This is a genomic window from Arthrobacter sp. GMC3 (genome assembly GCF_002929305.1).
Taxonomy (GTDB): Bacteria; Actinomycetota; Actinomycetes; order Actinomycetales; family Micrococcaceae; genus Specibacter.
In genome coordinates this window covers 245828-259720 of the sequence record NZ_PJIO01000002.1, presented here as the reverse complement: position 1 = coordinate 259720, position 13893 = coordinate 245828, and the positions used below count along the sequence as shown (strand labels likewise).

At 60.8% G+C, this 13893-nt stretch carries 15 protein-coding genes; 3 read left to right on the top strand and 12 right to left on the bottom strand.

Going from position 1 to position 13893, the window contains the following annotated elements:
- Nucleotides 1–7 precede the first annotated feature (7 nt).
- Together CXQ94_RS04515 and CXQ94_RS04510 are read right to left on the bottom strand one after the other, a co-directional pair.
- The gene (locus CXQ94_RS04515) at nt 8–211 is read right to left on the bottom strand and encodes a hypothetical protein (RefSeq protein ID WP_104087014.1); all 204 of its coding nucleotides are present in this window, start codon (nt 209–211) and stop codon (nt 8–10) included.
- A complete protein-coding gene (locus CXQ94_RS04510; RefSeq protein ID WP_146070225.1) occupies nt 211–660 on the bottom strand; it encodes a hypothetical protein in 450 nt (149 codons plus the stop codon). The genes CXQ94_RS04515 and CXQ94_RS04510 overlap by 1 nt, the downstream gene beginning before the upstream one ends.
- A 395-nt stretch (nt 661–1055) precedes the next feature.
- Between CXQ94_RS04510 and CXQ94_RS04505 the strand changes: the two genes are divergently transcribed.
- Complete coding sequence (locus tag CXQ94_RS04505; RefSeq protein ID WP_181034068.1) at nt 1056–2849, top strand: sigma-70 family RNA polymerase sigma factor; 1794 nt, start codon at nt 1056–1058, stop codon at nt 2847–2849.
- Nucleotides 2850–2873: 24 nt separating this feature from the next.
- On the opposite strand, the gene CXQ94_RS04500 is transcribed toward CXQ94_RS04505, so the two are convergent.
- The 7 genes from CXQ94_RS04500 to CXQ94_RS04470 all read right to left on the bottom strand — a co-directional run bounded on the left by CXQ94_RS04500 (nt 2874) and on the right by CXQ94_RS04470 (nt 7172).
- Nucleotides 2874–3446 carry a DUF1990 family protein gene (locus CXQ94_RS04500; protein WP_104087011.1) on the bottom strand — a complete coding sequence of 191 codons (573 nt, stop codon included), beginning with the start codon at nt 3444–3446 and terminating at the stop codon, nt 2874–2876.
- The gene (locus CXQ94_RS04495; RefSeq protein WP_104087010.1) at nt 3430–3837 is read right to left on the bottom strand and encodes an MmcQ/YjbR family DNA-binding protein; all 408 of its coding nucleotides are present in this window, start codon (nt 3835–3837) and stop codon (nt 3430–3432) included. The genes CXQ94_RS04500 and CXQ94_RS04495 overlap by 17 nt, the downstream gene beginning before the upstream one ends.
- On the bottom strand, nt 3834–4388 hold the full coding sequence (locus CXQ94_RS04490; protein ID WP_104087009.1) for a dihydrofolate reductase family protein: 555 nt from the start codon (nt 4386–4388) through the stop codon (nt 3834–3836). The genes CXQ94_RS04495 and CXQ94_RS04490 overlap by 4 nt, the downstream gene beginning before the upstream one ends.
- A gap of 35 nt (nt 4389–4423) precedes the next feature.
- Nucleotides 4424–5341 (bottom strand): polysaccharide deacetylase family protein, encoded by a 918-nt coding sequence (locus CXQ94_RS04485; RefSeq protein ID WP_104087008.1) that lies wholly within the window; start codon nt 5339–5341, stop codon nt 4424–4426.
- 31 nt (nt 5342–5372) lie between these two features.
- The gene (locus CXQ94_RS04480; protein ID WP_104087007.1) at nt 5373–5789 is read right to left on the bottom strand and encodes a CoA-binding protein; all 417 of its coding nucleotides are present in this window, start codon (nt 5787–5789) and stop codon (nt 5373–5375) included.
- 22 nt (nt 5790–5811) lie between these two features.
- Entirely contained in the window at nt 5812–6303 is a 492-nt protein-coding gene (locus CXQ94_RS04475) for an SUKH-4 family immunity protein (RefSeq protein ID WP_104087006.1), read from the bottom strand.
- Nucleotides 6304–6365: 62 nt separating this feature from the next.
- On the bottom strand, nt 6366–7172 hold the full coding sequence (locus CXQ94_RS04470) for a carbon-nitrogen hydrolase family protein (RefSeq protein ID WP_104087005.1): 807 nt from the start codon (nt 7170–7172) through the stop codon (nt 6366–6368).
- 216 nt (nt 7173–7388) lie between these two features.
- Between CXQ94_RS04470 and CXQ94_RS04465 the strand changes: the two genes are divergently transcribed.
- Nucleotides 7389–8543, top strand: a complete 1155-nt coding sequence (locus tag CXQ94_RS04465) for an RCC1 domain-containing protein (RefSeq protein WP_104087004.1) — start codon at nt 7389–7391, stop codon at nt 8541–8543.
- Nucleotides 8544–8683: 140 nt separating this feature from the next.
- On the opposite strand, the gene CXQ94_RS04460 is transcribed toward CXQ94_RS04465, so the two are convergent.
- Nucleotides 8684–9973, bottom strand: a complete 1290-nt coding sequence (locus CXQ94_RS04460; protein WP_104087335.1) for an adenylosuccinate synthase — start codon at nt 9971–9973, stop codon at nt 8684–8686.
- A 561-nt stretch (nt 9974–10534) separates the two neighbouring features.
- On the opposite strand from CXQ94_RS04460, the gene CXQ94_RS04455 reads away from it, so the two are divergent.
- Nucleotides 10535–12187: a DHA2 family efflux MFS transporter permease subunit gene (locus CXQ94_RS04455; RefSeq protein WP_104087003.1), complete on the top strand. Its 1653-nt coding sequence runs from the start codon at nt 10535–10537 to the stop codon at nt 12185–12187.
- A 144-nt stretch (nt 12188–12331) separates the two neighbouring features.
- Here the strand turns inward: CXQ94_RS04455 and CXQ94_RS04450 are convergent, their stop codons facing one another.
- Nucleotides 12332–12757 (bottom strand): DUF3151 domain-containing protein, encoded by a 426-nt coding sequence (locus tag CXQ94_RS04450; protein ID WP_104087002.1) that lies wholly within the window; start codon nt 12755–12757, stop codon nt 12332–12334.
- Nucleotides 12758–13780: a class II fructose-bisphosphate aldolase gene (gene fbaA / locus CXQ94_RS04445; protein ID WP_104087001.1), complete on the bottom strand. Its 1023-nt coding sequence runs from the start codon at nt 13778–13780 to the stop codon at nt 12758–12760.
- Nucleotides 13781–13893 lie beyond the last annotated feature (113 nt).

Genomic DNA, 13893 nt, shown 5'->3' with positions numbered 1-13893 from the left:
GGTGACTTCAATCCGCAGCTTTGGCCAGCCACGGGTTCCCGCTGTTGTAGCAGCGTTGCAGGCGCAGGATTTCCTTCTGAACGGCCTCCGCCAGCAAGTCACCGATGCAGTTGTACCCCTCTTCTGCTCCCACCGCGTCGAACGCAGCTTGCAACTGGTCAACGGCGTCCTGGGACATAGTGACACCAACGATTCGGGTTGGCGTATTCATCAGGGAACCCTCCTGGTTCGCGTACCGGGCTCCATAACGGATAGGGCATCGCATTCACTGACGAGCAGGCCAAAGCGATGTGATGAAAGCTCTGCCTGAACGGCGCTGGTAAACATTCCCCCGTTTTCAGCATCCACGTCAGTAACCTTGTAACTCATTGAGTAGCAAAGTGACTGGCGCGGTCCAAGCATTCTTCCGGTGAGCTCTTTGATAGTGGGGATCTCGGTGTAGGCCAGGCCATCCAGATCCCCGTTGGTGAGTGACCTTGGGAGCAAGCAAACGTTAGTGAGCGTTTCCGCCGTGGAGTTCAGGATCCATGCCGTGAAAGTTAACGTCTCCCCTGCGTGGGCGGTCGGGCGGTCAACCAGGTAGACCAGGTTGATCCCTTGTATTTCCTCGGTACTTTCGGGCCGGGTGAAGGCACCCATGGGACACTGTAAATCCGTCATTCTCTCGCTCCAGATCAAAATGTTCGTTTTGTCCAGGACCTCTGGCCCTCGCATTTGAACATTTCCACGTGGGAACACACGCTCCCACTAGTTAAAGAGTGTCTTTGGGCGCGATCATGACGCCATTCTGCAGGAATTTCTTAGGTTGTTTTAGGTGCCGCATCGCGGCGTATCGCCGTGCCCACGGTATTTCCCAGACCGCTCCTTGAGGTGCTAGATTTCCCGCTAGGGGTTCTTTAAAGCCGCCCAGTTTGCACAGGCTGTCCCTCGAGAGTGGTGTTGGGCGAAAACACTGACTCCGGTTGCACTGCCCGTTCGCTGCAATGGAGCAAAAACAAATTATCTGAAAGTAGGCCTTGCGAGTGGATCCCGTCTTCGGGCAAAGTGCACCTAATGTGCACGACCCCTCTGCCTTGGCGGACTTTTCTGACCTCGAATTAATTTCCCTGACCCGCAGTGGGGATGAGCGCGCTTATGCGGTCCTGTGGAACAGGCACCGGAGTGCCGGAATTCGGGCCGCCCGCTCCATCACGGCCAAGTTTGACCCTGAAGATATGCTGCAAGAGGCCTTTGTTCGGATCCTGTCTACACTCAAAGGCGACGGCGGCCCCAAGGAAGCTTTTCGCCCCTACTTGTACTCGGTACTGCGCTCAATTTCCATGAGCTGGGCACCCTCTGGCGTCACCACCACCCCTCTTGAAAATCTCTACGCAGACAGCGAACCCTCCTACGAATTCGAGGGGGAGAGCCTCGAAAAAACCATAACAAGTCGGGCGTTTGCAAACCTGAAACCTGAATGGCGCAGGATCCTTTGGTACACAGAGGTGGAGGGCATGACCCCCCGCGAAATCGCACCCCTGCTGGGGATGAAAGCAAACTCGATTGCCGCACTCGCCTACCGTGCCAAAGAAGGGCTTCGAGTCTCATGGCTCCAGGCCCACGTCAATAGCGACGCCGCAGACGCCGACTGCAAGTGGTACGCCGAACGTTTGGGCTCCTACAACCGTGGAACCCTGAGCACCAAGGTCAATGACCAGGTTGAAGACCACCTAATCACCTGCACAAAGTGCAGCATCCTTGTTGAAGAAGTTGACCACCTTGGCCGCAATCTTGGACTGGTTCTGCTGCCGATCTTCCTGGGCCCAACAGCCATCGCAAGTTTTGCAGTCCCCGTTAGTACCGCAGAAGCCGTTCAGACGGTGCCAGTGGGGACCCATGTACGCCGGCTGGTCAAAAGCAACCGTGGAACCATCGGGATTGTGGCCGGGGCGCTTGTCGCCGGGAGCCTCATTGTTGCTAGCATTGCGGTGACCTCTAGCCCAGACAATCCCGTGGCGGCGCCCGTTGCCGCTTTGCCGGCGCCGAGCCAACCCTCCACAACAGAAGAAAAGCCGCAAGGCCCGGCAGTCACACCGCCGCCAGCATCGGGAGTTATTCCCGAGGTAGTCCCTGAACCAGATGCCGGTACTCCTCTTCAGGAGCCACTGCCCGCACCAGAAGTTGAGCCCCCAGCGATACTCAACCCGGTCCCGGTTCCCATCCCAATTCCCGAACCGACGAACCCTCCCGGCCCCGAAGTACTTGCCGCCCCCGCCATCACGGTCGTATTGGAACAAGAGGGTGGACTATTTCTGCCTGTGGTCAGTGGAACGGGCGTCCCCGGCGCACAAGTAGCCATCAGCGACGGATCCAAGCAGGTGGGTGCGGCGATCGTCGGCGCCGATGGGACATGGACGACCACCCCTGAGCTGACCTACGGATCCGATCGGCCTGTGACACTGAGCGCTCATCAAGCCAAAGGAACTTTGACGTCACCCCAAAGCGCCCAAAGCGCACCGGTGACAGTGAAAACTCCCACCATAGATTCCTTGATCCAGGAATCAAACACCGCCATCCTCACCTTCAACGGTCTCATCGATAAATTCGGGAACTTCGGTCCCGTCGGAGCGACGGTGCAGATATTATTCGACGGTGTCCCCACCGGAAACTACCATGAGCTGACGGGCATCCCCCTTGTGAGAATGATCCAAAACCTCACGCCCGGCCAACACTCCGTGGCACTGCGGTTCGTCGACAGGGCCACGGGCCGGCATGGGGCCCAAATCACCACGGCGTTTTACCTTCCGCTACCCGAAGATACCCCACTAGTCAGGGGCCTCGGATCTGAGAGCTATATTCCGCCGCTATAGCGAACCACCCGTGGCGGATCCCGTTCAGGCGACCAGTGAGCGTGCGGCCTGCAGGTAGGATTTGGTGACATTCCGCTGGGTCAGTTTCGTCACGGGGGCGCCCAGCTGGAACAGCAGGCCCGCGGGCTTGCTGAAGGCCAGAAGTCGAAAGTACACGCCGCCGTCGGACGTTTTCATGGCCAGGAAGGCCTCCTCACCCAACGCAGGGTGGCCGGGTAGGGTGCCGTAGCCGAACCCGGAAAGCGTCGCCTCGGCGCCATCAGCGCGCACCACAACGGTTGGTTCAAGCGCCCACACCACCTCACAGGGGACGGGCAGGCGCAGATTTCCAACACCAAAACCGCTGGTCACGCGGGCGCCCACGGCAGCGCGCGGTGGAGCCGTCACGCGCAGTCCCGAACGGCGCTGGATCTGCCAGGTCATGATGCCTTCGGTCAGGGCTGCGAAGGCCGCATCCCCTGTTCCCACGCGAATTTGCGTGTCCACGTGCCCAAAACCTTGGGGCCATTCGCCTGTTCCGGTGGGCTCAAGGGCCAGCATCCGGGTCAGCCCCAGCTGCGGATAGTTCAGCCCGCCCTTGTCAGTCCTTGGCAGCATCGGCACTCCATTTCAAGGCAATTTGTTGTTTTTTGGGCAGTCCGGAGACTACCAAATCGTAGGAATCCTCAAGCATGTCCAGGACCATTCCTGCGTCGACCACGGCACAGTCAACGGTGTTCCAGTGCCGCTTGTTCAGGTGGTACCCGGGCACAATGCCAGGATTTGCCGTGCGCAGCTGCGCCGCCAACAACGGGTCACATTTGAGGCTGATGGACAGTGCTGGCGCCTCCAGGCTGCCTAGCGCAAAAACCTTGCCAACCCATTCTGCGCCGCCGCTGCTAGGCGCCTTGACCTTGAAAACCGAGATTTCTGCGCCGAAGGGGAAATCCTCATAGCTGCCGGGGAAGGCCAATGCGGCGGCCCTCAAGGATTCAGCGCTGACGATCATTTCTTGACCAAATAGGTCAACTGCGCAAATTGCCCACACTTAACCGCACTTTCGAGGGTGAGTCGCTCGGATCCGACGGTGCGGGGCAAAAGTGGCGCTCCTGCCGGCAGCGCCGCCGGGGCCACGCTGAGGACAATCTCATCGACGGCGTCAATGTCCAGGAATGCTCCGGCCAGTTCCCCGCCACCCACCAGCCACACGTCCTTACCCTCGGCTGCGGCCAGAATTGCCGGCAGGGCGTCGGCAACAGGTCCGCTGACAAAGCGGACATCGGCCCCGGCTGGCACGGCCAGCTGGCGGGAGGTGAAAACAAAAGTCGGCCTGGAACCATAGAACTGCTGCCATTTGTGCGGCTCGGCCACAAGGTTCTCTTCCTTCAGAACCCACTCATAGGTTGTGGATCCCTCAACGAAAACACCAATTCTCTCCATAAACGCGGCCATGTCCGGCGCTTGGGCGTTGTCCACGGCAAAGAGCCACGCGAGCGAGTTTTGTTCATCTGCCAAGAAGCCATTGAGCGTGGTCGCGGTGTTGTACACGATCGAAGTCATGGCACTAACGCTACCAATCGGTGCCGACATTTGCCTTACTTGGTGGCTAGGTAGTCCTCGAGCAGCACCACTTTCAATCCGGCAGCTTTTTGCGCGGCCATGAAAGCGTTCAAGTCAGCGGGAAACTCGGGGCGGAAGTGCATGAGCACAATGTCACCCGGGCGCAACGTGGCACCCACCTGGTAGTCCATGCCGCCAGCGTTGGCCTTGGTCTCCCAGTCGACAATGGCTTTGAGGCCGCAGTCAGCCGCGGCCTTCCGAGTAGTCTGACTGTATGGGCCCCCCGGCGGCCGGAAGAAGACAGGACGGCGGCCATACTGTGCCTCTTCGAAGTCCGCCATCCCGCAGATCTCCGCCTTTTGCGCGGCATAGCCGAGCTTGAGGAAACCCAGGTCGTGGGACATGGTGTGGTTTTCGATCAGATGGCCCGCAGCGGTGTATTTCTTATAAAAGCCGGGGTCGTTGGCGATAAAGGTGTTGGCCAGAAAGAGCGAGGCCTTGATGCCGTGCTGCTCCAACAGGGCAAGATCCGAATCACGCTTGACGGCGCCGTCGTCAATGGTCAGAAACACCACTTTTTGCTCCGTGGGGATCTTGGTCAGCACCGGCACCATGCCGTTTTCGATCGGTGGCAGTACATAGTCCGGCACCAGCCCATCCAAAGTATCTACCCGCCCCGTTTGAGGGTTGATCACTGGCTTGGGGGTGGGCGTCGGTGTCGCCGACGGCGGGGCAGTCGTTGCTGTGCTGGTCTTCTGAGCTGCTGGCATACTCGGGCTGGCGGTGTCCCCCGCCGAAGCCAGTGGCGAGGAGGGTGTGTTCGTGCCGGCCGACGTCGTGCTGGCCACGGTAAACCACCACACGCCAAGCCCAATGACCACCAGAAAAACTGCAACTAAGGGAAGGATAATCCAGCGGGATTTGGAAACGCTGGAGTCAAGATGGCGCGGCATGGGAACTTTCTAACGGGGCGGCAATTGCAGACTATAAATCCACAATAGCGGCTTCAATCTTCGGACAGGTATCCATGACCACGTCCAGGCCCGCGGCGGCCGCGCGCTGCGCCGCAGCCTCGTCAATGACGCCCAGTTGCAGCCATACGGCACCGGCCCCCACGGCAATAGCTTGATCCACCACGGCGCCAACCTTCGCCGAATTAACAAAGCAGTCAACAACGTCGATATGTCCGGGAATCAGGGCCAACTCGGTGTACCCCTTGGCGCCGTGGACATCATCGCCCTTCAAGCTCACGGGGATGATCTCCATGCCGAGTTCCTGCTGCAAGAACAGGGAAACCCCGACGGCGGGGCGTAGCGGATTGTTCGATAAGCCCACCACCGCCCAGCGCCCGGGAGTGCTCAGAAGTCGCCGAATTACCGCAGGATCGTTTACATGTGCCATGCCACAAGCCTAGCCGTGCCAGCTAGGCGTCGGCGCGAATTTCTTCCGTCTCAACAAAGAGGTCTTCGTCGTCGTCCTCGTCGGATTCCTCGATCTCGATGTAGTCTTCGCTGGTCAGTTCTTCGGTGTAGAGGGACCAGAATTCGTTGGCTCCGGCAGCTACCGGGTCGATCGTCTTCAGCTGGGACTCGAAGGACTTCTTGACCTCGGAAAAGTCTTGATCGTCGACAGGACCTGCGGTGTCGTTGTCGATGGACCGCCAGGCGGCCACGATGGGCCCAATGGTCTCCACCGAGGAGGCGATCACAGATTCGTCATCCTCACAGACAAAGAGTACGGAGCCGGTTTTCCGGTCCACCACCACATATTGAAAGTCGCCGTCGTTACAGACGATTGCCCTGCCCTCGGGATCGTCGTCGTACGGTGGTTTCAACCATTGCCCGTCGAGCGGAATGTCTTCAAGAGCCGATGGGAACATCGGTTCAAGCGCCGCCCAGATCTTGGAATCATTCATGACTTCCTCCTGCCCTTAGTCCTGACACTAACCACCGCACGGGAACCCGTCAATGGCGGGAATCAACTCGCGGCAACCACCACGGCACTATCTTCAAAACGGCGGTTGAGCAATACTGGTAAAAACTCACGCACTTCCTCGATGCGCCGGTGAGTGACGTCCGTGGAGGCCACTCCCTCGGCCTCATCGGCAAGGAATTGCTGCGGAATTCCCATGGGGTCAATGATGGCTGAGTGCCCGATGCAGTGATCGCTTGAGGTTCCGGCCGCGGCAACCCACACCGTGTTCTCAATGGCACGCGCCTTGAGTAAGGTTTCCCAGTGATCCACCTTGTAGTCCCCCTTGAACCAGGCGGCTGCCACGGCGATGATCTCGGCGCCGGCCAGGGTCAGCGCCCTCGCCAGCTCCGGGAAGCGAATGTCGTAGCAGGTCATGATGCCCACCTTGAAGCCCCCGATTTCCACCAGGGTCGTGCCGTTATCTCCCGGTTTGATGCGCCGGGATTCCTGGTAGGAAAAGGCGTCGTAGAGATGGAGTTTCCTGTAGGTGCCCAGGATGGCACCGTCTTCATCGACGGCCACCACCGTGTTGTAGGGTCTGTCGTCGCCGCTGGATTCGTAGCCGCCGGCGATCACCGCAATGCCGACTTCGGCCGCCAGCAGGCTGACCCCCTGGACGAACGTTGTCCACTGACGGTCGACGGCGGAGGCAAAGTCGCCGTCGACCTTCCCCACCGAGAACATGGATTCCTCGGGAAAGACGATCAGGCGTCCGCCGTCCTGCTGCGCTGAGACGGCAAGCCTGCGCATTGCTGCCAGGTTGTCCGCGACGTTGCCGCCGGGGTTGAACTGTCCAACGCTGACCTTCATGGCAACTCCCTCAAACCGTGGGTATAGATACCAACAAGCGTAGTCTCTTTGCCATCCGAAATCCTCAGGGCGAGGAGAACTAGGGCTCTCCAACTTTTGTGTTAATTACGTAGCTATTACCGATGTGCGCCGAAATCACAAAACATATCATTAAATAGTATTAATGAGTTTTCGGAATGGTCTCGTAGACCATTGGTAAATCTGAAAGAGTGTTACATGCCCTTGAATTCGCCCGTTTTTATGGACCTCGATGCCGGTTCGTGCCATTCCTTGGGGATTGGCACCGACGGTTCAGCCTGGGCGTGGGGCAACAATGCGGACGGAAAGCTGGGCGACGGGACCACCCGGAACAGTTTCGCGCCGGTTCGCGTCTTATTGGGCACCGGGGTAACGGTGGCAGCCGTCAGCGCTGGCGGATTCCACTCCTTGGCGCTGGGGATCGACGGCGCACTCTGGGCGTGGGGCAACAATGCCGATGGTCAGCTCGGCAATGGTTCCACTTCCACAGTGAACAGCTCGATCCCCGTTCGGGTGTCATTTCCCGCCGGTGTCACCGTCACGGCAGTCAGCGCTGGAGCGTTCCATTCACTAGCGCTGGACACCGACGGTTCCCTCTGGGCATGGGGAAGCGACGAGGACGGACAACTCGGCAAGCCATCAACCGGTTTCGGCAGCTCGGTCCCTGTGCAGCTCGCGCTTCCTGCCGGCATCACCTTTACGGACGTCAGCGCGGGAAGCTACCACTCATTGGCCGTGGATTCGCTGGGATTCCTCTACGCCTGGGGAAAGAACGACGACGGACAGCTGGGCGACGGTACGGACACCTCGCATCCGGTTCCCGTCAAGGTGGCCCCGAAATGGGCGGCCGGAACCACTATTGACAGCGTTAGCGCTGGAGCCTTCCATTCAGTGGCCGTCGACTCCGAGGGCACAGCCTGGGCCTGGGGACTCAACCAAAGCGGGCAATTGGGTGATGGCACCACAACCCGGCGTTCCGAGCCCGTGCGGGTGGTCCGCACCTGGGGGCCACGTGCCACTATCGCAAGCATCAATGCCGGGCGCGTCCATACGGTTGCGGTTGACTCCGATGGTACCGCGTGGTCCTGGGGTGGAAATGAGGACGGGCAGTTGGGTGACGCAACCAGAAACCCCCGCTCCGAAGCCGCAAGAGTTGCCCGAACCTGGCCGGAGCACACCACCATCACCAGCCTTAGCGCCGGAGGACATCATGGCGTGGCAGTGGACTCAAGCGGAGCCGGATGGGCCTGGGGGAACGCTGCGTTCGGGCAACTAGGCGATGGATACACCACCACCCAGACCATCGCGACCGCCATCCGTACGGGACTTAGCGCCACGGCCTCACCCCTTTAGGGCTGAACCCACAGGCGCCTGAGCACTTAAAAGCGCTGCGCCCCGGATGCTAAGACCGTTCTCACGGTCCAGCAGCCGGGGCGCAGCTTTCATTCATCGAATCCTTGGGCCCACGTCGTTGGGCCCACACTAACGGGTCGTCAGTCGTTGATGAGGTCGAATCGCACGATTGTCTGGTCGCGCGCGGGGCCAACACCGATGGCTGACAGGCGGGTGCCCGACATGCCTTCCAGCGCCAGCACATAGTTGCGTGCGTTCTCGGGCAGATCTTCCAAAGTGCGGGCACCGGTAATGTCTTCGGTCCAACCGGGGAAGTACTCGAAGATCGGCTTTGCATGGTGGAAGTCGGTCTGCGTCATGGGCATTTCATCGTGCCGCACGCCGTCGACGTCGTAAGCCACACAAACAGGGATCGATTCGATGCCGGTGAGCACGTCCAGTTTGGTGACAAAGTAGTCCGTGAAGCCGTTGACGCGGGAAGCGTGGCGAGCCAAAACGGCGTCGTACCAGCCGCAGCGACGGGGACGGCCGGTGTTCACACCAAACTCGCCGCCGGTCTTCTGCAGGTACATGCCCATCTCGTCGAACAGTTCGGTGGGGAACGGTCCGGCACCAACGCGCGTGGTGTAGGCCTTGATGATGCCCACCGCGCGGGTGATACGGGTGGGCCCAATGCCGGAGCCCACGGAGGCGCCGCCAGCAGTCGGGTTGGATGAGGTGACGAACGGGTAGGTGCCGTGGTCAACGTCCAGGAACGTTGCCTGGCCACCTTCCATGAGCACCACTTCGCCGCGGTCCAGAGCCTCGTTCAACACGAAGGTTGCGTCGATGACCATGGGGCGCAGACGTTCGGCGAAGCCCAGGAAGTACTCCACAACCTCGTCAACCTCTACGGCACGACGGTTGTACACCTTCACCAGAAGCTCGTTCTTTTGCTTCAGCGAACCCTCCACCTTTTGGCGCAGGATTGACTCGTCAAAGACGTCCTGGACGCGGATACCCAGGCGGGCCACCTTGTCCATGTAGGCCGGGCCAATGCCGCGACCTGTGGTGCCGATGGCCCGGCTGCCCAGGAAACGCTCCGTCACCTTGTCCAGCACCTGGTGGTACGGGGCCACCAGGTGGGCGTTGGCGGAAATGCGCAGCTTGGACGTGTCGGCGCCGCGAGCCTCCAGGCCTTCAATTTCCTGGAACAGCGCCTCCAGGTTCACCACGCAGCCATTGCCGATGATGGGTGTTGCGTTGGGGCTCAGAATGCCTGCGGGAAGGAGCTTGAGCTCGTACTTCTCACCGCCTACGACAACGGTGTGCCCGGCGTTGTTACCGCCATTTGGCTTCACCACATAGTCGACCAGGCCACCCAATAAATCGGTAGCCTTGCCCTTGCCCTCGTCGCCCCACTGGGCGCCGACGATCACGATTGCTGGCATGGGATCCTCCCCCTTGCTCAAAAAGTTGAGCCGGGCGCTGCATGATTCAGCGGTTGTTCCGCCGTACACCGTCCGGACACGAAAATACCCCTTGGAAACCGCTTGCCTTCTCCAGCAAAGCTGGCGCCTGCGAGTGATCAAGGGGGTCTTACGTCCTAAGTTTACCGGAATGCCCCAGCGGGCGCACATTGACTTCGCAGAATGGACGACGCCGTCGCCCGAGCCGTGATCTTTGGCGACTTAGAACACCCAAAGTCGCCACACCTCACGGGTCACTACTGCGAGCTTGCGAGCGGTGGGAGCGGCCGGGGACTTGCGAGTAGTGGGAGGGCGTGGTTGGGCCCACGCGCCCGAGGGACCCGCTGCGGGGGCCCACGGCCGCGAGGGACCCGCTGCGAGCTTGCGAGCGGTGGGAGCGGCCGGGGACTTGCGAGTAGTGGGAGGGCGTGGTTGGGCCCACGCGCCCGAGGGACCCGCTGCGAGCCTGCGAGTAGTGGGAGGGCGCGGGGATCAACCAGATGGTTGATGATATTGGCTTCTTTGATGGCGTAGCTTGAGACCATGCAAGAGCTGACGAATGAAGAGTTGGTAGGCAACCCGTCCAAAAACAAGTGGGCGGGTTTGGGGGTTTTGGCCGCGGGGCTGTCGATGATCGTGATCGATGGAACCATCGTGGGCGTCTCTCTTCCGACCATCATCAAAGACCTGAACCTGGACCTCAACGAAGCGCAGTGGGTCAATAGTCTGTACTCGGTGGTTCTTGCCGGCCTGCTGCTGACCAGCGGACGGCTAGGCGACAGGCTTGGACGGCGGAAGCTGTTCATGATTGGCGTGGTGTTGTTCATGGCCGGGAGCATCTTTGCTGCGCTCTCCCACGACGCCACCGGGCTGATCCTCAGCCGCGTTCTGCAGGGCGTGGGTGGTGCGGCTGTGCTTCCTGCAACACTCTCGAGCGTCAACTCAACATTCTTCGGCAAGGACCGGACCACGGCATTCGCCATCTGGGGTGCAGTGATTTCGGGAATGGCCGCGGTGGGGCCGTTGTTGGGCGGCTGGCTGACGTCGTCGTTTTCGTGGCAGTGGATCTTCATTGTCAACATCCCACTGGGCCTGCTGGTTTTGGTGGGTGCGGCATTGTTTGTGCCGGAAACCCGCTCCCCCAACAACAAAGCTGGTGCAGACGTTGTGGGCCTGCTTTTGAGTGCGGCGGGATTTGGTTTGCTGGTTTTCGGCCTGATCGAGGGCCCAACATTGGGCTGGTGGTCCGCAAAGAGTGCACTCGCACTGGGCCCCATTACGTGGCCAGCGGACGCCGCTATCTCTGCCGCACCCCTCTCGTTGGCTGCCGGTGTCATTGTTTTGGCCGTCTTTTTGCTGTGGGAAAAGCACCGGGCCACGGTTGGAAAATCGGCCATCTTGGATCTCACGTTGTTCCGGATCGGGACATTCTCGTGGGGCAATTCTGTTGCCGCCATGGTGGCCATTGGCGAGTTTGGGATGTTGTTGGTGCTGCCGCTCTACCTGATTAACATTTTGGGCCTTGGCACACTGAACACGGGTTTTGTGCTGGCCGCCATGGCCGTGGGGGCGTTTTTCTCGGGCGCTTCGGCTCGGCATCTGGCGGCCAGGATGGGCCCGCCCAACGTGGTGATTATTGGCCTGGCCCTTGAGGCGGGCGGACTGCTGGTCCTTGGACTCGTCATCACCTCAACCACGTCCGTGTGGCTAATTGCCGCACTTTTGGTTGTCTACGGCCTGGGTCTGGGGTTGGCTTCGGCGCAATTGACCGGCACGGTCCTGGCCGATATTCCCACGGAGGCATCTGGACAGGGATCGGCCACTCAGAGCACTGTCCGGCAGGTTGGCTCGGCTCTTGGTTCAGCCATCATGGGAAGCGTCTTGGCCAACTTTGCCGCAGCCAGCGGCAGTCATCTGCTCGCCAGTGTGCCTGGCCTGCCGCCAAGCCAGGTTGCCTCCCTCGCTGATGCTCTCAGCACCTCGGCGGGCGGGATCGTCCCCCAGATGGCAGCCCAAGGCACGTCTGGCCCTCTGGGGTCCGCTGGTCCCGCTGCCGTGGAGGCCTTATCCGCGGGCTTTGCCCAGGGTGCCAGCGCGTCAATGTTGGCGGCGGCTGGGTTCTTGCTCATCGGCTTGGTGGGGTCGTTCTTTGTGGCTGCGGCCGCCAAGAAATCGGCCGTCTCCCTTAGCCACTAGGGGCCCCGAGGGCCATCTCGGCCACGTGCTATTCACTAGCGGCGCCCAGACAGCAAAAAAGACGGCGCTTGCGCCTAAAGCCGGTGGTAGACCACCGTCCTTAAGCGCAAGCGCCGTCCCTTTTCGAGCGAAGCGCCCTGGTTCCTAGAGAGCGGCCTCGATCGCGGCAGTTGCCAGCGGATCGGAGTCGTTCAGGAACGTGGCAATGCGTGCGGCTTCATCGGACTCGCCGATGGCGCCCGCCGCACGGCCCAGTGCGTACAGGGCCCGCAAGAATCCGCGGTTGCCCTCATGTGCGTACGGGACCGGACCCGTGCCACGCCAGCCGTTGCGACGCAGGGCGTCCAGGCCGCGATGGTAGCCGGTGCGTGCGTAGGCGTAGGACTCAATGGTCCGGCCTTCCGCGTACGCCTCATCGGCCAGGATGGCCCACAGGAGCGAGGACGTGGGGTGCTTGGCCGCCAAATCGACGGCCTCATCCCCCGCGGCCAGCCGCGCTTCGATGTCCTCTTCGGCCGGAAGCAGCGTGGGCTCCGGACCGAGCAGGTTCCTACGGAATTCGTCGCTCATTTACTTGAACGTCTTGCCTGCGGAGCCGAGCTGCGCAGCAGCTTCCACAACGCGTGCAGCCAGGCCCTTTTCGGCCGAGGCGCCCCAGACGCGGGGATCGTAGAGCTTCTTGTTGCCCACTTCGCCGTCGACCTTCAGGACGCCGGAGTAGTTGGAGAACATGTGGTCAACCACGGGACGGGTGTACGCGTACTGCGTGTCCGTGTCGATGTTCATCTTGATGACACCGTAAGCGACGGCGTCGGCAATCTCCTGGTCGGAGGAGCCTGAACCGCCGTGGAAAACGAGGTCGAACGGGCTGGTCTTGCCAACCTTGGCGCCAACCACTGCCTGGATTTCCTTGAGGATTTCCGGGCGCAGCTTGACGTTGCCGGCCTTGTACACGCCGTGCACGTTGCCGAAGGTCAGAGCCGTGATGTAGCGGCCGTTCTCGCCTGAGCCCAGGGCCTCAACCGTGGCCAAACCGTCGGCAACGGTGGAGTACAGCTTGTCGTTGATGGCGTTTTCCACGCCGTCTTCTTCGCCGCCGACTGCACCGATCTCAACTTCAAGGATCATCTTGGCAGCGTGCGTGCGAGCCAGCAGCTCACGGCCGATGCGCAGGTTCTCTTCGAGGGTCTCGTGCGAACCGTCCCACATGTGGGAGTTGAAGATCGGGTCGCGGCCGGCGGTAACTTCGCGCTCGGAGGCTTCCAACAACGGCAAAACGAAGCCGTCCAGCTTGTCCTTGGGGCAGTGGTCGGTGTGCAGGGCCACGTTGATGGGGTAGTTCTTGGCAACTTCGCGGGCAAAGGCCGCGAAGCCCAGGGAACCGGCAACCATGTCCTTGACACTGGCGCCTGACCAGTAGGCTGCGCCACCGGTGGAGACCTGGATGATGCCGTCGGTGCCGGCGTCGGCGAAGCCCTGGAGCGTTGCGTTCAGCGTCTGGGAAGATGTTACGTTGACCGCCGGGTAGGCGAATCCGCCAGCCTTGGCGCGGTCGATCATTTCGGCATACTTTTCCGGTGTTGCAATGGGCATGAGGGCTCCTTGAGGCGAAACGGTACAAAGAGGCTGGCACTGAGGCCCGCCTCCCGCGTGGCTACTCCCCATCTTAGCGATTCAGTTCACAGTGTCGAAGAAGATGAAGTCGG

Bases quoted from the DNA above. Each gene is read 5' to 3' on its own strand.
- CXQ94_RS04515 (WP_104087014.1), bottom strand. From the start codon at position 211: ATGAATACGCCAACCCGAATCGTTGGTGTCACTATGTCCCAGGACGCC.
- CXQ94_RS04510 (WP_146070225.1), bottom strand. From the start codon at position 660: ATGACGGATTTACAGTGTCCCATGGGTGCCTTCACCCGGCCCGAAAGT.
- CXQ94_RS04500 (WP_104087011.1), bottom strand. From the start codon at position 3,446: ATGCTGCCAAGGACTGACAAGGGCGGGCTGAACTATCCGCAGCTGGGG.
- CXQ94_RS04495 (WP_104087010.1), bottom strand. From the start codon at position 3,837: ATGATCGTCAGCGCTGAATCCTTGAGGGCCGCCGCATTGGCCTTCCCC.
- CXQ94_RS04490 (WP_104087009.1), bottom strand. From the start codon at position 4,388: ATGACTTCGATCGTGTACAACACCGCGACCACGCTCAATGGCTTCTTG.
- CXQ94_RS04485 (WP_104087008.1), bottom strand. From the start codon at position 5,341: ATGCCGCGCCATCTTGACTCCAGCGTTTCCAAATCCCGCTGGATTATC.
- CXQ94_RS04480 (WP_104087007.1), bottom strand. From the start codon at position 5,789: ATGGCACATGTAAACGATCCTGCGGTAATTCGGCGACTTCTGAGCACT.
- CXQ94_RS04475 (WP_104087006.1), bottom strand. From the start codon at position 6,303: ATGAATGATTCCAAGATCTGGGCGGCGCTTGAACCGATGTTCCCATCG.
- CXQ94_RS04470 (WP_104087005.1), bottom strand. From the start codon at position 7,172: ATGAAGGTCAGCGTTGGACAGTTCAACCCCGGCGGCAACGTCGCGGAC.
- CXQ94_RS04465 (WP_104087004.1), top strand. From the start codon at position 7,389: ATGCCCTTGAATTCGCCCGTTTTTATGGACCTCGATGCCGGTTCGTGC.
- CXQ94_RS04460 (WP_104087335.1), bottom strand. From the start codon at position 9,973: ATGCCAGCAATCGTGATCGTCGGCGCCCAGTGGGGCGACGAGGGCAAG.
- CXQ94_RS04455 (WP_104087003.1), top strand. From the start codon at position 10,535: ATGCAAGAGCTGACGAATGAAGAGTTGGTAGGCAACCCGTCCAAAAAC.
- CXQ94_RS04450 (WP_104087002.1), bottom strand. From the start codon at position 12,757: ATGAGCGACGAATTCCGTAGGAACCTGCTCGGTCCGGAGCCCACGCTG.
- fbaA (WP_104087001.1), bottom strand. From the start codon at position 13,780: ATGCCCATTGCAACACCGGAAAAGTATGCCGAAATGATCGACCGCGCC.